The sequence below is a fragment of the Buchnera aphidicola (Mindarus keteleerifoliae) genome (genome assembly GCF_039392895.1).
Lineage (GTDB): Bacteria > Pseudomonadota > Gammaproteobacteria > Enterobacterales > Enterobacteriaceae > Buchnera_A > Buchnera_A aphidicola_A.
On sequence record NZ_CP135027.1, the window covers coordinates 468,491 to 488,798 of the forward strand.

Sequence of the window (20,308 nt, forward strand, 5' to 3'; positions counted from 1 at the left end):
TTATTTTCTATTTTTTCTACTTTGTTTTTTTATTTTAGAAAAATTTTTTTTATTTCTTTCAACTGAAATGTTTAACGGCATACCTCCCAAAATTTCACCTTTAAAAATCCAAACTTTAATTCCTATTACTCCATATGTGGTATGAGCTTCTGAAGTATTATATTCAATATCAGCACGAAGAGTGTGTAAAGGAACTCTGCCTTCTCGATACCATTCTCTTCTAGCTATTTCAGAGCCACCTAATCTACCACTTATTTCTACTTTAATTCCTTTTGCACCTTGACGAATAGAATTTTGAACAGCTCTTTTCATAACTCTTCTAAACATAATTCTTCTTTCTAACTGAGAACTAATGTTTTCTGCTACTAATTTTGCATCTAATTCAGGTTTCCTAATTTCTGAAATATTAATTTGAGCAGGAACTCCCGCTATTTTTGAAATTACAATACGTAATTTCTCCACATCTTCTCCTTTTTTTCCAATAACAATTCCAGGACGAGCAGTATGAATAGTTATTCGAATACTTTTCGAAGGTCTTTCTATAACAATTCTTGAAACAGAAGCTTTAATTAACTTTTTAACTAAAAAAGATCTAACCTTAAAATCACTTTCTAAATTATTAGCAAAATTTTTGCTATCAGAAAACCAAACGGAGTTCCAAGATTTAACAATTCCTAATCGCATTCCATTAGGATGTACTTTCTGACCCATTATTTATCTCCAATTTTAGAGATTAGATACAACTACTACGATATGACTAGTTCGTTTCAAAATTCGATCTGCTCGACCTTTAGCTCGAGGCATCATTCTTTTTGTAGTTGGACCTTCATCGATAAATATTTTTTTAATTTTTAAATTATCTATATCTTCACCATTATTATGTTCCGCATTAGATATAGCAGAAGAAAGAACCTTTTTGACTAAATTAGCTGATTTTTTTTTGCTATATGTGAGTATTTCTAATGCTTTTAAAACTTTTTTCCCTCTTATTAAATCAGCAATTAATCTTACTTTCTGTGGAGAAGCATTTGCTTTATAATGCTTAGCTATAATTTCCATTTAAAACCTCATATTTTTATTTTTTCTTTACTTTTTTATCAGCAGTATGTCCTTTATAAGTTCTTGTTAAAGAAAATTCTCCTAATTTATGTCCAACCATTTCTTCAGTAATAAATATTGGTATGTGCTGTCTACCATTGTGCACAGAAATAGTTAACCCAATCATATTTGGAAAAATTGTTGATCTTCTAGACCATGTACGAATGGGCTTTTTATCTTTATTTTTTAAAGAGAGTTCTACTTTTTTAAATAAACTAGAATCTATAAAAGGACCCTTTTTAAGGGAACGCGGCATTATTTTAACTCCATTTTTTTATTTTTTTCTACTATGAATAATATATTTATTAGTTCGTTTATTTCTTCTGGTTTTTTTGCCCTTTGTTTGTAAACCCCAAGGACTTACTGGATGTTTTCCAAAATTTCTTCCTTCTCCTCCACCATGAGGATGATCTACAGGATTCATAGCAGTCCCTCTAACTGTTGGTCTAATTCCTCTCCATCTAGAAGCCCCTGCTTTTCCTAATGCTTTCAACATATTTTCAGAATTTCCGACTTCTCCAATAGTTGCCCTACATTTGGATAATATTTTTCGAATTTCTCCTGATTTTAAACGTAAGGTTACATAAAATTCATCCCTAGCAACTAATTGAACAAAATTTCCAGCTGAACGAGCAATCTGTCCTCCTTTACCCGGCTTCATCTCTACATTATGAATTATAGTTCCGATAGGAATGTTACTCATTGGCAAAGAATTTCCAATTTTTATATCTACTTTTAAACCAGAATTAACTACATCCCCTACTTTTATATTCTTTGGAGCAAGAATGTAATTTCTAGATCCATCTGAATAAAGAACTAATGCTATATGTGCTGAACGATTAGGATCATACTCCAATCGTTCTATTTTTCCTAAAACACCATCTTTTTTTCTTTTAAAATCAATTATTCGATATAATTTTTTATGCCCTCCACCAATATGTCGAGTAGTAATTCGACCGTTATTATTTCTTCCACCTGTCTTTTTCTTTCTTCTCAACAACGAAAAATACGGCTTTCCTTTATATAAATTTGAATTAATAACTTTAATCACATGTCTACGACCAGGAGATGTTGGTTTGCATTTGACTATCGACATTGCATTTTATTCCTCTACTTATTTTTTATTATTCAACACTACCCATGAAGTTTATATCTTGTCCTTTTTTTAAAGTAACATAAGCTTTTTTCCAATTAGAAGAATAACTTATTTTATTTCCTCGACGTTTTTTTTTCCCTTTAATTAACAAAGTTTTAATTGAATTTACTTCAATATTAAATATTTTTTTAATTGCCTTTTTAATTTCATATTTACTCGAATTTCTCAATACTCTTAAAACAACAGTATTGTTATTTTCAATAAGTATTGTTGATTTTTCAGAAATATGCGGACCTAGTAATATTTTAAATAATCTACTTTCATTAATCATTAAAATAATTCCTCTACAACTTTTAATGCTTTTTCGGTAATTACAAGTTGTTTAAATCGAATTAAATCAACAGGATTAATATCTTTTACATGAATGACATTGACTTTGTGTAAATTTCTTGAAGCTAAAAAAAGTTTTTCATCTAATTTATCTAATAATATTAATGCTTTATCTATTTTTAATTTATTAAGTTTTTTTACTAATAAACTAGTTTTTGTAGATTTTATTGAAAATTTTTTAAATACAATTATTTTTCTTGTTCTAATTAATTCAGAAAAAATAATTTTTAAAGCTCCTTTATACATCTTTTTATTAACTTTTCTAAAATATTCTTTAGGCTTAGCTGCAAAAGTAACTCCTCCTGAACGCCAAATAGGACTTCTTAAAGAACCTGCTCTAGCCCTACCTGTTCCTTTTTGACGCCAAGGTTTTTTACCAGAACCAGAAACCTCTGATCTGTTCTTTTGTGCTTTTGAACCTTTCCTTTTCATTGTATTGTACGAAGTAACAATTTGATGTATTAAAGATTCATTATAAGGAACATTAAATACTTTATCCGAAATAACTATTATTTCTTTATTGTCTTGCAATAATAATTCCATCGATTATACTCTTCTTTTTTCCTTAACTGCCGGTTTTATAATAAGATCACTTCCTATTGAACCTGGAACAGAACCTTTAATTAAAATTAAATTTTCTTTTTCATCAATCTTTATAATTTTTAATGATTGTATTGTTGTTCGATGATCTCCCGAATGTCCTGCCATTTTTTTTCCTTTAAAAACCCTTCCAGGAGTTTGATTTTGACCAATTGAACCAGGTGCTCGATGTGACAAAGAATTTCCATGTGATGCATCTTGCATTCGAAAATTCCATCTCTTTATAGTACCTGTAAATCCTTTACCTTTCGAATATCCTGTAATGTCAACTTTAGAAACATTTTTTAATATTTCTGCAGTAAAAAATTCTCCTATTTTATAGGATACGTTTTTTTCTGTCCTAAACTCCCACAATCCTCGACCAGCTTTAACACCAGAAGAAATAAAATTTCCTATTTCAGATTTTGTTAATTTACTACTTTTCTTTGTTCCAGTAGTAACCTGAATAGCATTATAAGAATCTCTTTTTTCATATTTTATTTGAGTAATAAAATTTTTTTTAACTTCTATTACCGTAACAGGAATAGATCGACCATCTTCGCTAAAAATACGAGTCATACCGACCTTTCTTCCTACTAAACCTATCATTTTATTTTAATTCCTCTTAATAATTCAAGAAGTTAATTAACCTAAACTAATTTGAACATCTACTCCTGCAGCAAGATCCAAACGCATCAATGCGTCAACAGTTTTTTCAGTAGGCTCAACTATGTCTATCAATCTTTTATGTGTTCTAATTTCGTATTGATCACGAGCATCTTTATTAACATGAGGAGAAACTAAAATAGTAAATCGTTCTTTATGAGTAGGTAATGGAATTGGACCTCGAACTTGAGCTCCAGTTCTCTTAGCGGTTTCAACAATTTCAGCAGTTGATTGATCAATTAAGCGATGATCAAAAGCTTTAAGACGAATACGAATTCTTTGGTTCTCCATTAGAACAGGACTCCAATTATATACTACTAAAAAAATGCTATTCTCAACTTACTTACATAAGTGAGCTTAACGGTTTATTATGAATAATCTTATTTTTTTTATACAAACTTTTAAAAATATTTTATTTTTAAGTAAAAAATTAATCTTTCAAAAAATATCTTTTAAATAATAAATATATATCTAAATGAAGGTATTACCTTTGAACTTTAAGATCTTTAAAATATTTAATATTTTAACAAAAAAAATTGCATCAACAAAAAGTTTAAAACTTTTTTTTAGAATATTATAATATTATAGATTTTTTGCCGATAAATTAAAACTATTAATATTTTTAACACTTATTTTAAAAAATATTTGATGAAAATCATCAAGAAAAGATTTTAAGTAAATATCTTTTCCTGACTTTTCATTGTATCAAAAATTAATAATAATAATAAACTATTAACTAATTACTTTTGTTACAACTCCTGCTCCAACAGTTTTTCCACCCTCTCGTATAGCAAAACGCAATCCTTTAGCCATAGCTATAGGATGAATTAAAGTAACAACAATTTTTATATTATCTCCTGGCATAACCATTTCTATTCCTTCAGATAATTCTATAAAACCAGTTACATCTGTTGTTCTAAAATAAAATTGAGGTCGATAACCCTTAAAAAAAGGTGTATGTCTACCTCCTTCTTCCTTTGATAAAACATATACTTCAGACTCAAATTTAGTATGAGGATGAATAGTGTTAGGTTTTGCTAAAACTTGTCCTCGTTCGATTTCATCTCGTTTGGTTCCTCGAAGAAGAATACCTACATTTTCTCCTGCTCTACCTTCATCTAGAAGTTTTCGAAACATTTCAACTCCAGTACAAATTGTTTTTGTAGTTGGTTTTATACCAACTATTTCAACTTCTTCGCCTACTTTAATTATTCCTGTTTCTACTCTTCCTGTTACTACGGTACCTCTTCCTGAAATTGAAAAAACGTCTTCAATCGGTAATAAAAAAGGTTGTTCAATTGATCTTTTAGGTTCAGGAATATAAGTATCTAAACAATTTGCTAAATCAATAATCTTTGATTCCCAGATAGGATCACCCTCTAATGCTTTTAATGCTGATCCTCTTATGAATGGTGTATCATCTCCTGGAAATTCATATTGTGTTAAAAGATCTCTAACTTCCATTTCAACTAATTCTAACAATTCTTCATCATCAACCATATCACATTTGTTAAGAAATACAATTATATGCGGTACACCTACTTGTCTTCCCAATAAAATATGTTCTCTAGTTTGCGGCATAGGTCCATCTGTTGCAGCCACTACTAATATAGCTCCGTCCATTTGAGCAGCACCTGTTATCATATTTTTAATATAATCGGCATGTCCTGGACAATCTACATGTGCATAATGTCTAGTTTTAGTATCATATTCAACATGAGAAGTATTTATAGTAATACCTCTTTCTTTTTCTTCAGGTGCATTATCTATTTGATCAAAAGCACGAGCAGAACCTCCATATTTTTTAGCCAATACAGTTGTAATTGCCGAAGTTAAAGTTGTTTTTCCATGATCAACATGTCCAATAGTACCTACATTTATATGAGGTTTTAAACGTTCAAACTTTTTTTTAGACATAAAAAATTAACTCCCTATTATATTTTTTCTTATAAAGTATTAATTAAAAAATAAAAAAATTATGTTGTCCTAGATTCAATTATTAAAGAAGAAATTGATGATGGAGTTTCTACATATTTAAAAAATTCCATGGAATAAGAAGCTCGCCCTTGTGTTTGAGAACGCAAATCAGTTGCATATCCAAACATTTCAGATAAAGGAACTCTAGCTTGAATAATTTTACCCATTGTTGTATTATTCATTCCTTCAATTATTCCTCTTCTTCGATTTAAATCTCCTATAACATCTCCCATATAATTTTCTGGACTTTCTACTTCAACTTGCATTACCGGTTCAAGTAATACTGGATTTGCTTGTTTAAAAGCCTTTTTAAATGCAATAGAAGCTGCTAACTTAAATGCTAATTCTGAAGAATCTACATCATGATATGAACCATAATATAAACGAATCCCAACGTTTACGACAGGATATCCAGCAAAAGGACCTGATTTTAATTGTTCTTGAATTCCTTTATCAATAGCTGAAATGTATTCTCCTGGAATTACACCTCCCTTTATATCATTTATAAATTTATAATTTAATTTTTCTTCTGAACTTAATGGAAACAATTCAATTACTACATGTCCATATTGTCCTCTTCCCCCTGATTGTTTAATATGTTTACCTTCTATATCTTTTACAGCATTTCGAATTGTTTCTCTATATGCTACTTGTGGTTTTCCAATATTTGCATCAACATTAAACTCTCGTTTCATTCTGTCAATTATAATTTCTAAATGCAACTCACCCATTCCAGCTATAATGGTTTGGTTAGTTTCTTCATCTGTTCTTACCCTAAAAGATGGATCTTCTTTTGCTAATCTTCCCAATGAAATTCCCATTTTTTCTTGATCAACTTTTGTCTTAGGTTCAACTGCTATCGATATTACTGGATCTGGAAACTCCATTTTTTCCAAAATAATTGCTTTCTTTAAATCGCATAATGTATCTCCTGTAGTAACATTTTTTAAACCAATAGCCGCAGCTATATCTCCTGCATATACTTCTCTAATTTCTTCCCTTTTATTAGCATGCATTTGTACTATTCTACCAAATCGTTCTTTTTGCAATTTTGCAGAATTTAAAACAGTATCTCCAGAAGAAACTACTCCGGAATATACCCTAAAAAATGTTAAGTTTCCAACAAAAGGATCATTTGCTATTTTGAATGCCAAAGCAGAAAAAGGTTCGGAATCATCTGATAATCTAACAATTTCTTCATTTTCATCTTTAATACCTTTAATTAATTTTATATCACTAGGTGCTGGTAAATATTCAATTACTGCATCGAGTAAAGTTTGAATACCTTTATTTTTAAAAGCTGATCCGCATGTTACTAAAACTATTTCATCATTTAAGCTTCTTTTTCTTAATGCTCTTTTAATTTCTTTTTCAGATAAATTTTGATTGTTTAAATATTTATCCATTAAATTTTCATCTATTTCAACAGCAGCTTCTATTAATATATGATTCCATTTTTTAGAAACTTCTTTTAAATCATCTGGAATACTTCCATATTTGAAAGTTAATCCTTGATCCCCTTCACTCCAATTAATAGATTGCATTTTAATCAAATCAATAACACCTGAAAAATTTTCTTCTGATCCAATTGGAATTTGTAAAGGAATTGGATCGATTCTAAGACGATTTTTCATTTGGTTTAACACATTAAAAAAATTTGCTCCCATACGATCCATTTTGTTAATAAAAGCAATTCTTGGAACATGATATTTATTTGCTTGCCTCCAAACTGTTTCCGATTGAGGTTGCACGCCTCCAACCGCACAATATACCATAACAGCACCATCTAAAACTCTCATAGAACGTTCTACTTCTATAGTAAAATCAACATGTCCTGGGGTATCAATAATATTTATTCGATGTAATTTAAATTGATTTTTCATTCCAGCCCAAAAAGTAGTAGTAGCAGCGGATGTTATAGTTATTCCTCTTTCCTGCTCTTGCTCCATCCAATCCATTGTTGCTGCTCCATCATGAACCTCACCTATTTTATGATTTATACCTGTGTAAAAAAGAATGCGTTCCGTAGTGGTAGTTTTTCCAGCATCTATATGTGCACTAATTCCAATATTTCGATAACGTGTAATAGGGGTTCTACGAGCCATTAAATTCCTCTAAAGTTACATATAACCATTAACTCTATTTAAATAAATGTTAATTTTATTAAATATATATACTGATTAATTTAAATTAATATAAAAAATCTACCATCGATAATGTGCAAAAGCTTTATTTGCTTCTGCCATTTTGTGAACTTCCTCACGTTTTTTAACTGCATTTCCTTTATTATAAATAGCATCAAATAATTCATTTGATAAACGTAAAGCCATCGATTTATCATTTCTTTTTCTAGAAAATTCTACTATCCATCTCATCGCTAAAGCACTTCTTCTAACTGAACGTACTTCAACAGGAACTTGATAAGTAGATCCCCCTACCCTACGAGATTTTACCTCGATTACAGGTTTAACATTCTCTAAAGCCATATCAAAAGCTTCTAATTCAGTTTTTTTTACCCTCTTTGATAAATTTTCTAAAGCAGTATAAACTATTGTTTCCGCAATGGATTTTTTACCATCAATCATTAAAATATTAATAAATTTAGCTAAAATTTCCGAAGAAAATTTTGGATCCGGTAAAATTTTTCGTTTTCCTATAATCCTACGACGTGGCATAAAAATTCCTTTATTTTATAATAATATTTTATATAAAAAAATATTTTTTATTTTTTTAAAAATTAATTTTTACTTCTCTTTACTCCATATTTAGATCGACCTTTTTTTCTATCTTTAACGCCAGAACAATCTAATGCTCCTCTTACAACATGATAACGAACACCTGGTAAATCTTTTACTCTTCCTCCTCGAATTAAAATTACTGAATGTTCTTGTAAATTGTGTCCTTCTCCTCCTATATAAGCTGTTACTTCAAAATTATTAGTTAATCTAACTCTACAAACTTTACGTAGTGCTGAATTTGGTTTTTTTGGTGTAGTTGTGTAAACTTTTGTACATACTCCTCTTTTTTGAGGACTACTACCTAAAGCTGGAACATTACTTTTAATATTTTTTCGTAAACGAGGTTTACGGACCAACTGATTTACTGTGGCCATTAAAAACTCCTTCTGAACATTTTTAATATTTTAAAATATTTAATATGATAAAAACATTAAATATAAGATTATGAAATGAAATTTCACACTAAAAAAAAACAATTTTTCTAATTTTTAAAAAAATTATTACCAATTCATCTGCATTTTATTAATTTTAGTTAAAAAAACAAAATCTCTGTAAGTAATTTTTAAAAAATGATCAGATACTCTATTTGATATACCTCTAGCTTGCAAATCCGAATCTAAAACATACAAATTAGCTTTAGATTTTAATAAAAATTTTAAAAAAAAATTTTTCTTTAAGGAAATTAACACGCCATCTTGCAATGCTAAAAAATCATCTATAGGTTTTAAAAAATTGAATAATAATATTGTATCTATTTTAAAAGGAGACTGCATTAAAGTATGTAACATTTTAAAAATTCCTTTTAAAAATTTAAAATAATATCAAATTTGTTTATTTTTTTTATAATACATTTTTTATTTAATAGTTGTACTTTTAATAAAAAGTTAGATGCTTTTTTAATACCTCTACTAGATAAGGAATCTAAACATACAAAAAAATCTGAAAAATTGTAATCAGATAAAATAAAAAACAAAGAAATATAACTTTTTGAAAAAATTTTTTTTGGCTGCTGATCTTTAAATATCTGAAATACACCATCTCCAATAAAAAATAATCCAATTTTTTTGAAGATTAATGATGAAGCTAAAACATAATCTAACCCCTCTCTACTACAATGATCACCATGGGGGGAATTGGAAAAAATAAATGCTACTGAAGATAGTATCTCTTTTCTTTTAAAATTGAATAATTTGGTCACAATATCTCATTTCCTGAACAATTTCTATTAATCCAACTAACTGAAAATAAACCAATTCTTTATCAATATTATTTTTTTTTTTGCTTATTACTCCTCTTCTTAAAGAAGCACTTTCACAAACGTTCAGCTTAACCTTAAATTTTTTATTTAAATCAATCCAAGCTTGTACTAAATTGAATTCATTTTTGGAAGGGGAATACTTTGTATTAAAATTTGTGACTCCATTACAATAAAAAAAAATACTACTAATATTGTTTCCAGAAGAGAATGCATTTCTAGCAAATAATAATCCTGTCAAAGCATTTTGACTTCCATAAACCGGACCTGTTATTAACAACATGTATTTCATATATATTTTTAACTTTTTATTGAACATATAAAAAAATATCTTTTCATTCACATTTTAAATAAAACGTTTATTTTAAAATATAAAATAAGTCGATTTATATAGTTTAAATCGATTAATTAATATTCTTACACTCTCTTAAGACAAATTTATATTTGTTTAATTATAAACAAAAAATACTTTTTATCCAATAAAATATATTTTATTAAAATTTAATTATAGAAAATATTTCTTTATTTTTTAATTGATTAAATCATTTTACTCAACTAACCTATATTTTATGCATTTTTTTCGATTAATTAATTAAAAATTAAAATTAATAGCTTTTACTAAAAAATACTTTTCCTTTTTTTAAAATTATTCTTTTTAAAAAATATAAATCAGAAATTCGAATTAATTTTTACTAAAAATTATTTTTTTAATTAAAAAATTTCTTTTATGTATTTTCGTTTAAAAAATAATTAATAATTATTCTTAACTATGAAAAATTTAAAAAATATGCTTTCTATTAACAAAAAAAGATAAATTTCATTAAAAATTACTTAAAATATTTCAAATATACTAATAAAAAATTGAACGTTTAAAAAAGGAAAAATTCATCAATGAAAAATAAAATATTGCTTACAATAATTAGTTTTTTTTCATACTTTATAACTGGGGGTTTAATAGTTACAACAGGAATGATATTAGGAAAAATTGCAAAATATTTTGATCTTTCTACTACCAATATGAGTAGTACATTTACTTTTTTAAATGCTGGTCTTTTAATTTCAATTTTTCTAAATGCTTGGATAATTGAATTTATTTCAATAAAGAAACAACTTATATCTGGATTTTTATTAATGTTATTTGCAATAATTGGATTAATAAAAAGTTCAAATTTAATAATTTTTAGCGGCAGTATTTTCATATTCGGATTGGTAAGTGGTATCACTATGTCAATAGGTACTTTTTTAATAACTATTTTATATAAAGGAAATCAAAGGATAAAATTTCTTTTATTGACAGATTCGTTTTTTAGTATGTCAGGAATGATTTTTCCTTTTATCGCAACTAAAATTTTTGATTATCATTTGACTTGGTACTGGATATATATCTTAATTTTTTCAGTTTACATAATAATTTTTTTCCTAACAATCAATGCGAAATTTCCAATTCCGACTAAAAGAATTAATTTAAAAAAAATAAAAATAAAAAAAAATTTTATAATTGGAAATATGTTACTATCAATTATGGCTTTACTATACATTTTAGGTCAGTTAAGCTTTATTTCGTGGATTCCAGAATATGCAACTCAATTATTAAAACTCAATATAAAAGAAGCTGGAAAATTAGTAAGTTTTTTTTGGATGTCTTATATGATAGGAATGTGGTTTTTTAGTTTAATACTTAAATTTTTTGATTTACAAAAAATTTTAGTTTTATTAACAGGAACTTCTAGTTTTATTATGTATCTATTTATTGGTGCAAATAACTTAAAACTATTATCGATAACAATCATTTCTTTAGGATTCTTTTCTAGTGCAATTTATACAGTAATTATAACTCTATCTTCCTTACAAACAAAAAATCCTTCCCCTAAACAAATAAGTTTTGTTTTAACTTCTGGAACTGTTGGAACTTTGTTAACCTTTATCGTCACAAAACCAATTATTATAAAAAAAGGACTAATTTTTGCTTTAATTACAGCAAATTTTTTATATACAATTGTTTTCTGTCTATCTATAACTTTTGGGTTTTTTACAAATCATCGAAAAAATATCATTCATAATCATAATCTATAGAAAATTTTTTTAAAAAAATATATTTAATTATTTTTTAGTAAAGCAAATAAATTGAAAATTTTATTCATTGTTTTTTTAGCAAAAAATCTTGCTCTTTCAGCACCTTCATTGACAATTTTTTTTAAAAACAATTCATTTTTTCTAAAAAAATAAAAATCATTTTTAATTTTTTCAATTACTGTACTAACTTCATCGATTAAAACTTGCTTTAAATCACTATAATTTTTTCTGGAAAATTCATTCTCTAAAACAAATATCGGAATCTCTCTAATGCTAGACAAAATCTTCAAAAAATTAGAAATTCCAGGTTTTTTTTTCAAATCGTAACATATTTTACCATCTTTATCTGAATCAGTTACAGCCTTCTTTATTTTTTTTATGATAGATTCTTTTTTATCTAATAAAAAAATTGTACTGTTGACATTTATATCAGATTTAGACATTTTTTGATAAGGATTAAGTAATGACATTATTTTACTACTGTATTTTGGAACTATTGTTTCAGGAATTACAAAAGTATCCTTTTTAAAAGAGTTAATTTTTTTTGCCAAATTTCTTGTTAATTCTAAATGTTGTTTTTGATCTTCTCCAACAATTACTTTTTTAGATTGATACAATAGTATATCTGCTGCCATTAAAATTGGATAATTTAACAAACCAGCAGTAGAAAAAGAAATATTGCTTTTTTGTTTTACTTTAAATTGTGTCATACGTTTTAATTCATTATAACTTGAATGACAATTTAAAAACCAATACAATGAAGTATGTTCCAAAACATGAGACTGTACAAAAATAATACTTTTTTTAGGATTTATGCCACATGCCAAATACAATGCAACAGCATCCAAAGTATTTTTTTCTAAATTGCTATTAATATTTAATGTAGTTAAAGCATGTAAATCTGCTATACAATAAAAACACTGGTATTTTTTTTGCATGTCAGACCAGTATTTAAGCGAACCTAAATAATTGCCTAAAGTAAAAGATCCTGAAGGTTGCATAGCACTAAATGCTACTGATTTAAAATTATTCATTTTGTTCCTAAAAAAAATTAAATTGAATTAGATAAAGTATTTTCTTAAAAAATACTAAACATTTAATTCATTAAATTAAAATGTACTTTTTTTAATTCTTGTCTTAGCTTTCTTATAACAAAAGTGTAATCAGAGGAACCAAACAAAGCTGATCCTATAACAAAAACATTTGCTCCTGCTAAAGCTATATCAGAAATATTTTTAATATTAATTCCACCATCTACTTCTAATAAAATATTATTTGAACTTTCATTAATCCGTTGTCTAACTTGCCTAATTTTATTTATACTCTCTGGTATAAAAGTTTGTCCTCCAAATCCCGGGTTTACGGACATTACTGTTATCATGTCTAATTGATCCATTACATAATCAAGATAATTAATAGGAGTTCCAGGATTTAAGCTAATTCCTGCTTTACATCCATAATCTTTAATCATTCGTAAAGTTCTATCAATATGATTCGTTGATTCAGGATGAACTGAAATAAAATCAGCTCCGGATTTTGCAAATTTAGGTATTAAAGAATCTACAGGACTAGCCATTAAATGAACATCTATTTTAGCAGAAATTTTGTAATCTCGAAGAGATTGTAAAACCATCGGTCCAAAAGTTAAATTTTCCACATAATGATTATCCATTACGTCAAAATGTATTATATCCCCCCCTGCATCAATTGATTTTTGAATATCTTCGCCTAATTTTGAAAAATTAGCTGATAAAACTGAAGGGGCTAAAAAAAAATTTTTCATTTTTTAATCCTCAAATTTGATTAATAATAAACATTATTTATGAAAAATTTATCTTAAAAAAATAAAAATTTGTTAATTTTTTTAAAATATTTTTTATATAACCAATTTAAACAAAAAATATTTTAGATGATTTAAACAACTTTTAAAATTTCTGTTTATAAAAACTTAGTTTTAAATTTAACTTAAAAAAAATATTTTAATTTTGTTCAAAAATTATATACCTTAAAATTTTTTACATAGATTTTATCTAACAAAAATTTCTAAATTTTTTATTTTAAATCACTTTTATTTTTTAAAAAAATATATATGTAATAAATATTACGTAATACTTTAACTTAAGATATTTAAAATGCTAAAAATGATGTCTATTGACTACTTCTAATGGCTGATAAAAGAACGTTTTTATCTATATTAGTGAATATTTTAACTTCCCCAATTTTTACTGGTAAAATGAATCGTATTATCCCTGAAAGTACTTTTTTATCTTTTGTAAGATAAGGAAGATAAGCATGAGGCGTCATATTTTTTGGTGCTTTTGTTGGTAAACCAACTTTTTTAAATAAATTAACAATTCGATTTACTTCAATTTTACTGATTTTTTCTAATAAATATGAAACTCTTGCCGCAATAATGATTCCAACAGATACAGCTTCTCCGTGCAACCAACTTCCGTATCCTAAATGTGCTTCAATAGCATGTCCAAAAGTGTGTCCTAAATTCAAAAGTGCTCGAACATTATCTTCTCTTTCATCAACAGAAATAACATACGATTTTAATTGACAACACTTTGAAATACAATAAGAAAGTTCTGGTTCATTTAAAGCTAAAACTAAATGAATTTTTTGTTCTAACCAAATAAAAAATTTTTCATCAAAAGCAATCGCATATTTAATAACTTCAGCTATTCCAGAAACCATTTCACTATTAGGCAATGTCGATAGACAATTAATGTCAATAATTACCGAAGAAGGTTGCCAAAAAGATCCGATCATATTTTTCCCTAAAATATGATTAACCCCCGTCTTTCCTCCAACAGAAGAATCTACTTGAGATAACAAAGTTGTAGGAATTTGAATAAACCTCACTCCTCTTTGATAAATAGAAGCAGCAAACCCTGTTAAATCTCCTATAACACCTCCTCCTAAAGCAATTAAAGTTGTATCTCTATTATGAAGCTTTTCTAATAATGCTGAAATAATTAACTCCATTTCATTTAAAGTCTTATACTGTTCCCCATCGGATAAAATTACTTGATCTAATTTAATACCAGCTTGTCTTAATTGATAAAAAACCTTATCTTTCCAAATATTCGCTAATGTTTTATTAGTTACTAACATGGCCTGATTTCCTGGTTTCAAAGGCCAAAAAATATTATCTAACTCTAAAATTTTAGATCCAATAGTAATTGGATAGCTCCTATTTCCTAAACTAACCTGTAATTTCTCCATTATTTGATAAACCTCATTATAAATTTCACTGAATTTATTTAATTCCTAATTTTATTTTCTGTTTAGTAAATCTATAATTTGATGCGAAACAACTTTTGCACTTTGTTCATCTGTACATACGGTAAAATCTGCAATTTCTTCGTATAATGGATTTCTATAATTAGCTAATTTTTGTAATATACCTGTATCAGATATTCCCTTTTCCTTTAACAAAGGTCTTTTTTTATCCCTATTTGTACGCATTAATTGTTTTTCAATAGTTGTCTTTAAGTATATTACTACACCTCTTGATGAAAGTTGATTCCTTGCTTCCTTTGTAGTTATGGAACCTCCTCCTGTTGCTAATACTATTCCCTGTTTCATAGTTAATTCATTAATTATCTTTTTTTCTCTATTTCTAAAACCTTTTTCACCTTCCACGTCAAAAACCCAGTTTATATCTGCACCGGTTCTTTTTTCAATCTCTTGATCAGAATCATAAAAGTCCATATTAAGTTGTTGAGCTAATTGCCTTCCTATGGTGCTTTTCCCTGCTCCCATTGGTCCAACTAAAAAAATATTTCGTTTTTCTGCCATTTTTTTATTTTATTAAAATAATTGTTAATATAAACCCAGCATAAATACTTTGATTGCTGGAAGCAATATAAATAGAATTTAAATTCATTAAATAAATATTCCAAAATTAATAAAAAATTTTATTAACATAACAAATAATTTTTTACTTGTAACAAAACTATTCAAATATTGATTAACTCTATTTTTTGTTTATAATGTATAATCAATAAATATAAAAATAGAATATTTTAATTACTTTAAACTTCTTGCACAAAATATTCAAGAACGATTTATTAAAAAAATTAAAATAAATAAATTTATATTTAAAAAAATTCAAATATTTAAATAGTATTAAAATACTTTCAAAAAATATATAAATTTCAAAAAAATCTCTCTTTAAAGTATATTTTTAAAACAAAATGGTGAAGTGTCCGAGTGGCTTAAGGAGCACGCCTGGAAAGTGTGTATACGGAAACGTATCAAGGGTTCGAATCCCTTCTTCACCAAAATTAAATTCTTTTAATTTAACTAAAAATATTAACAATTTAAAAAAGATAGTTATTATAATATTCCTTTTAACAATACTGATTTTAAAGCAACACCAATCATTTTATCAAAACTTTCTTCTCTTTCTTTAATAGTTAACTTTTCCCCGGTAATGATATTATCTGAAACAGTACATATAGAAGCCGACTTAACATTTAATTCAGAAGCTACACTATATAAACCTGCTGTTTCCATATCAATACCAGAAATATTATATTTTCTTAATAAAGAAAGATATTCTTTTTTCCTCGGAAAATAAAATGAATCAGTGCTAAAAAAATTTCCAACTCTAATAAAAACATTATTTTTTTTAGCAGCCTTTATTAATTTATAAACCGTATTAAAATCAGGAATAGCAGAGAAATCATGATCTAAAAATTTAATTCTATTCATCTTTGAATCTGTACAAGCTCCAGTAGAAATAATTAAATCATTTAATTTTATGTCTTCTCTAACTATACCACAACTACCTAAACGAATTATTTTCTTAACTTTATAAAATTCAATTAATTCTCTTACATATAAACAACATGAAGGCATTCCTATACCATGTGCCATGAGAGATATAATTTTGCTTTTGTACCTTCCAGTAAAACCAAGCATAGCACGAACCGTATTCACTTTAATAACATCTGTTAAATAATTCTTAGCTATATATCTTATTCTATTTGGATCACCAGAAACAAATACAACTTCAGAAAAACTGTTTTCTTTAGAATCAATATGAGGAGTAATCATAAATAAATAATCTCTGATATTAATAATATTATATATTTTAAAAAGTAAGTTCATTAGAAACCATACTTTTTCCATAATTCATTTTAGAAAGTGAGAAAAAACTAGCTATCGTTTGTGCTATATCTGAGAATGTTTTTCTATGTCCTAAAAAAACAGATTTTTTATTTTTTTGATATAAAAGAATAGGAATGTTTTCTCGTGTATGATCACTTCCTTTCCAGGTAGGATCACATCCATGATCTGCTGTTATAATTAACAAATCTTTATCAGTAATTATTTCTAATATCTTTGGTAAATTTTGATCAAATAATTCTAATCCTTTTGCATATCCAGAAACATCTCTTCTATGTCCCCATAAAGAATCAAAATCAACAAAATTAGCAAAAATGATTGTATTATTTTTTGCTTTTTTTATTTCTTTAATAATTTTATTAAACGAATTTATTATACCATTTGATTTGATCGAATAACTAATTCCTACATTTGAAAATATATCACTTACCTTTCCAATTGAAATAACTGTTCCTAAATTTTCTCTTATTAATTTAACCATTACAGTATCATCAATTGGTTTGATCGAAAAATCTTTTCTATTGTTTGTCCTAAAAAAAGACCCTTTCTTTTCTCCTAAGAAAGGTCTAGCTATAACTCTAGCAACTTTATATTTCTTATTATTTAAAATTTTTCGTACTTTCAAACATAACTCATATAATTTTTGTAATCCGAAAAAATTTTCATGACATGCTATTTGTAACACAGAATCTGAAGATGTATAAAATATAGGTTTGTTTGTTAAGATATGTGTTTCTCCATAAATATCTAAAACATCTGTTCCAGAAGCATGGCAATTTCCTATTATTCCTGAAATATTTGAATCAAAAATAATTTGATTTACTAAATCTGTTGAAACACTCTCAAATTTGTTTCTAAAATAATACCAATCAAATAATATTGGTACACCTGAAATTTCCCAATGTCCAGAAATAGTATCTTTCCCAGAAGAAACTTGACTTGCATAAGCATAACTACTTATAATAGGTAAATTTCTATTTAATCCCAAAGGAAACCTATTAGTGGCCTGATATGCTGATTCTGCTAATCCCAATTTAGTTAAATTGGGTATACGTAAGACTCCTGATCTACCTTGATTTGCTTTACCTAAAAAACATTTTTCTGCTATATGACCTAATGTATCTGAACCATCATCTCCAAACAATTTTGAATCTTTACTTGACCCTATTCCTAAAGAATCTAGTAATAAAATGAATACTCGTCTCATATATTGTTTCCAATTTTAAAAAAAAATACTTTATGTATATTTAAAATTTATCAATTTTTTAAATTAACTATTTAAAAATTATAAATATATATTTATAAAAATATCAAAAAACTGAATTCATTTTTCTTGATAATACCATACAAATTTTTTTTTTAGATACAAAAAATTAATTTAATTAATAGATCATTAAATCTAATATATATATATTGCATTGAAAATAAATTTTCTTATTGATAAAATTAAAACCATTAAAATTAATGTTTTTATCAATAAAAATATTAATTCTTTTTTAATTTAAGTTACCTAAAATCATTTTGAAAAGAGTTTAAAAATGAATAGAAAAAAAATTTACATTGCTTATACAGGCGGGACTATTGGAATGAAAAAATCTAGATCAGGTTATATACCAGTAGCAGGGTATTTAAAAAAAAAAATAATGAAAATTCCAGATTTTCAAAAAAAAGAAATTCCTTTTTTTAAAATAAACGAATATCAACCTCTAATTGACTCTTCCAACATGACACCTAATGAATGGAATATTATTGCTAATGATATTCATAAAAATTATAAAAAATATGACGGTTTTATAATTTTGCATGGAACTGATACAATGGCTTACACCGCTTCAGCTCTTTCATTTATGCTTCAAAATTTAGAAAAACCTATAATTATAACTGGTTCCCAAATTCCTCTTTCAGAAATTCGATCAGATGGAAAACAAAATTTATTAAATGCTTTAATAATTGCAGCAAACTATCCTATTAATGAAGTTACTTTATTTTTTAACCATAAATTATTCAGAGGCAATCGTTCTACTAAATCCAATGCTAACGGATTCAACGCTTTTACATCTCCTAATTTTCCCTGTTTGTTAAAAACTGGAATCAGTATATATCACGATTATAAAATTATTAAGAACAAGTACAAAAAAAATATTAAATATTATTCAATTACTCCTCAACCAATAGGAATTATTACTATTTATCCTGGTATTTCGGAAAAAATAATTCATAACTTTATTGTTCAACCACTAAAAGCATTAATATTATGCTCTTATGGAGTTGGTAATGCTCCTCAAAATAAAAAATTTTTAAATGAATTAAATTATGCTTCAAAAAAAAATATCATCTTAGTTAATTTAACTCAATGTACATCTGGCACTGTAAATATGTCTGGATATGCAACGGGAAATGCTCTTTCTAATGTAGGTGTAATCAGTGGATACGACTTAACAGTAGAAGCAGCATTAACTAAGTTACATTTTTTATTTAGCAGTTATAAATCTGTTGATAAAATTAAGAAAATTATGAAGAAAAATCTTTGTGGAGAATTAACTCCAGAAAAAAATAATACTTTACATAATTCAAAATATTAGTTTTGGAAAAAAAACACTCTTTTTTAAAAAAAAGAATGCTTGCCTTTTTTATGTTCTGTAATATCTATTACTTTTTTTAATTCCGGAAAGTACTTTAACAACTCTTTTTCTACTCCTGATTTTAACGTTATATGTGCCATAGAACATCCATTACAACCACCTTTAAACTCTAGCACAGCATGCTTATCTTCTGTTATTTCTACTAAAGAAATTGAACCTCCATGTGCATTGAGTTTTGGATTGATTTTTTCATTTAAAAAAACAATCAGTTTATCTTTTAATGATAAGGAATGGTTTAATAATGATTTTTGAACATAAGGAGCATTCAAAACTAGCCTAGAATTCTCATTCTCTTTTATAATATCTATTGTTGCATCTTTAAAATATAAAACTACTGAACTATTTATATAAACGTTAAATTTTGAATATTTAATTTCTTTATCCAAAGAAGATATTTCTTTTTCAAAGCAATAAGTTAAACCACATTCTGCAAACTTAGTGCCTGGATTTTTTACAAATATCCGAATATGCGTATTTTTTTTTTCTTTTCCCAAAAGATTTACAAAATAATCTTGTGCTAATTTAGAGATATTAATCATGTTTTATATAAAAATTGAATTAGTTTATAAAAATAAGTATTATTATTACCTATATATTTATACGAGACAAGTACATAAAAATATTTTATACATTAAACTAAAAAAATATTTTT

General features: G+C 26.4%; 24 protein-coding genes and 1 tRNA gene. 3 read left to right on the forward strand and 22 right to left on the reverse strand.

Going from position 1 to position 20,308, the window contains the following annotated elements:
• The 15 genes from rpsC to tusD all read right to left on the reverse strand — a co-directional run bounded on the left by rpsC (position 1) and on the right by tusD (position 10,082).
• Positions 1-711 carry a 30S ribosomal protein S3 gene (rpsC, locus tag RJT62_RS02180; RefSeq protein WP_343153543.1) on the reverse strand — a complete coding sequence of 237 codons (711 nt, stop codon included), beginning with the start codon at positions 709-711 and terminating at the stop codon, positions 1-3.
• Between the two features lie 15 nt (positions 712-726).
• The gene (rplV, locus tag RJT62_RS02185) at positions 727-1,059 is read right to left on the reverse strand and encodes a 50S ribosomal protein L22 (RefSeq protein ID WP_343153545.1); all 333 of its coding nucleotides are present in this window, start codon (positions 1,057-1,059) and stop codon (positions 727-729) included.
• A 16-nt stretch (positions 1,060-1,075) separates the two neighbouring features.
• Positions 1,076-1,354 (reverse strand): 30S ribosomal protein S19, encoded by a 279-nt coding sequence (gene rpsS / locus RJT62_RS02190; RefSeq protein ID WP_343153547.1) that lies wholly within the window; start codon positions 1,352-1,354, stop codon positions 1,076-1,078.
• Positions 1,355-1,372: 18 nt separating this feature from the next.
• Positions 1,373-2,194 (reverse strand): 50S ribosomal protein L2, encoded by an 822-nt coding sequence (gene rplB / locus RJT62_RS02195; RefSeq protein ID WP_343153549.1) that lies wholly within the window; start codon positions 2,192-2,194, stop codon positions 1,373-1,375.
• A gap of 28 nt (positions 2,195-2,222) precedes the next feature.
• Positions 2,223-2,525, reverse strand: a complete 303-nt coding sequence (gene rplW / locus RJT62_RS02200; protein WP_343153551.1) for a 50S ribosomal protein L23 — start codon at positions 2,523-2,525, stop codon at positions 2,223-2,225.
• Complete coding sequence (gene rplD, locus RJT62_RS02205; protein ID WP_343153553.1) at positions 2,525-3,127, reverse strand: 50S ribosomal protein L4; 603 nt, start codon at positions 3,125-3,127, stop codon at positions 2,525-2,527. The genes rplW and rplD overlap by 1 nt, the downstream gene beginning before the upstream one ends.
• 3 nt (positions 3,128-3,130) lie before the next feature.
• Positions 3,131-3,772 (reverse strand): 50S ribosomal protein L3, encoded by a 642-nt coding sequence (gene rplC / locus RJT62_RS02210; RefSeq protein ID WP_343153555.1) that lies wholly within the window; start codon positions 3,770-3,772, stop codon positions 3,131-3,133.
• Between the two features lie 36 nt (positions 3,773-3,808).
• Complete coding sequence (gene rpsJ / locus RJT62_RS02215; RefSeq protein ID WP_343152651.1) at positions 3,809-4,120, reverse strand: 30S ribosomal protein S10; 312 nt, start codon at positions 4,118-4,120, stop codon at positions 3,809-3,811.
• Positions 4,121-4,561: 441 nt separating this feature from the next.
• Positions 4,562-5,746, reverse strand: a complete 1,185-nt coding sequence (gene tuf / locus RJT62_RS02220) for an elongation factor Tu (protein WP_343153557.1) — start codon at positions 5,744-5,746, stop codon at positions 4,562-4,564.
• Positions 5,747-5,805: 59 nt separating this feature from the next.
• Positions 5,806-7,911 (reverse strand): elongation factor G, encoded by a 2,106-nt coding sequence (gene fusA, locus RJT62_RS02225; RefSeq protein WP_343153559.1) that lies wholly within the window; start codon positions 7,909-7,911, stop codon positions 5,806-5,808.
• Between the two features lie 99 nt (positions 7,912-8,010).
• Entirely contained in the window at positions 8,011-8,481 is a 471-nt protein-coding gene (gene rpsG / locus RJT62_RS02230; RefSeq protein ID WP_343153561.1) for a 30S ribosomal protein S7, read from the reverse strand.
• 62 nt (positions 8,482-8,543) lie between these two features.
• Positions 8,544-8,918: a 30S ribosomal protein S12 gene (rpsL, locus tag RJT62_RS02235; protein WP_343153563.1), complete on the reverse strand. Its 375-nt coding sequence runs from the start codon at positions 8,916-8,918 to the stop codon at positions 8,544-8,546.
• Between the two features lie 126 nt (positions 8,919-9,044).
• On the reverse strand, positions 9,045-9,332 hold the full coding sequence (gene tusB / locus RJT62_RS02240) for a sulfurtransferase complex subunit TusB (protein WP_343153565.1): 288 nt from the start codon (positions 9,330-9,332) through the stop codon (positions 9,045-9,047).
• Positions 9,333-9,346: 14 nt separating this feature from the next.
• Complete coding sequence (gene tusC, locus RJT62_RS02245; RefSeq protein WP_343153567.1) at positions 9,347-9,742, reverse strand: sulfurtransferase complex subunit TusC; 396 nt, start codon at positions 9,740-9,742, stop codon at positions 9,347-9,349.
• Complete coding sequence (gene tusD / locus RJT62_RS02250) at positions 9,720-10,082, reverse strand: sulfurtransferase complex subunit TusD (RefSeq protein ID WP_343153569.1); 363 nt, start codon at positions 10,080-10,082, stop codon at positions 9,720-9,722. Before tusD ends, tusC begins: the two co-directional genes overlap by 23 nt.
• Before the next feature lie 608 nt (positions 10,083-10,690).
• Between tusD and tsgA the strand changes: the two genes are divergently transcribed.
• A complete protein-coding gene (gene tsgA, locus RJT62_RS02255; protein ID WP_343153571.1) occupies positions 10,691-11,872 on the forward strand; it encodes an MFS transporter TsgA in 1,182 nt (393 codons plus the stop codon).
• 23 nt (positions 11,873-11,895) lie between these two features.
• On the opposite strand, the gene trpS is transcribed toward tsgA, so the two are convergent.
• From trpS to aroK, 4 genes are all read right to left on the reverse strand, one after another.
• Positions 11,896-12,906 carry a tryptophan--tRNA ligase gene (gene trpS, locus RJT62_RS02260; RefSeq protein WP_343153573.1) on the reverse strand — a complete coding sequence of 337 codons (1,011 nt, stop codon included), beginning with the start codon at positions 12,904-12,906 and terminating at the stop codon, positions 11,896-11,898.
• 62 nt (positions 12,907-12,968) lie between these two features.
• Entirely contained in the window at positions 12,969-13,655 is a 687-nt protein-coding gene (gene rpe, locus RJT62_RS02265; protein WP_343153575.1) for a ribulose-phosphate 3-epimerase, read from the reverse strand.
• A 365-nt stretch (positions 13,656-14,020) separates the two neighbouring features.
• On the reverse strand, positions 14,021-15,103 hold the full coding sequence (gene aroB / locus RJT62_RS02270) for a 3-dehydroquinate synthase (protein WP_343153577.1): 1,083 nt from the start codon (positions 15,101-15,103) through the stop codon (positions 14,021-14,023).
• 51 nt (positions 15,104-15,154) lie between these two features.
• Positions 15,155-15,679 (reverse strand): shikimate kinase AroK, encoded by a 525-nt coding sequence (aroK, locus tag RJT62_RS02275; protein ID WP_343153579.1) that lies wholly within the window; start codon positions 15,677-15,679, stop codon positions 15,155-15,157.
• Between the two features lie 400 nt (positions 15,680-16,079).
• On the opposite strand from aroK, the gene RJT62_RS02280 reads away from it, so the two are divergent.
• Positions 16,080-16,164: transfer RNA gene (locus RJT62_RS02280), tRNA-Ser, on the forward strand.
• Positions 16,165-16,219: 55 nt separating this feature from the next.
• On the opposite strand, the gene deoD is transcribed toward RJT62_RS02280, so the two are convergent.
• Positions 16,220-16,942, reverse strand: coding sequence for a purine-nucleoside phosphorylase (gene deoD, locus RJT62_RS02285; RefSeq protein WP_343153972.1), 723 nt, complete (start codon positions 16,940-16,942; stop codon positions 16,220-16,222).
• Positions 16,943-16,979: 37 nt separating this feature from the next.
• Positions 16,980-18,221, reverse strand: a complete 1,242-nt coding sequence (locus tag RJT62_RS02290) for a phosphopentomutase (RefSeq protein ID WP_343153581.1) — start codon at positions 18,219-18,221, stop codon at positions 16,980-16,982.
• 331 nt (positions 18,222-18,552) lie between these two features.
• Between RJT62_RS02290 and ansA the strand changes: the two genes are divergently transcribed.
• Positions 18,553-19,596 (forward strand): asparaginase, encoded by a 1,044-nt coding sequence (gene ansA / locus RJT62_RS02295; protein WP_343153583.1) that lies wholly within the window; start codon positions 18,553-18,555, stop codon positions 19,594-19,596.
• Positions 19,597-19,619: 23 nt separating this feature from the next.
• Here ansA and RJT62_RS02300 read toward each other — a convergent pair whose 3' ends face one another.
• Positions 19,620-20,195: a NifU family protein gene (locus RJT62_RS02300; RefSeq protein WP_343153585.1), complete on the reverse strand. Its 576-nt coding sequence runs from the start codon at positions 20,193-20,195 to the stop codon at positions 19,620-19,622.
• Between the last annotated feature and the right edge of the window lie 113 nt (positions 20,196-20,308).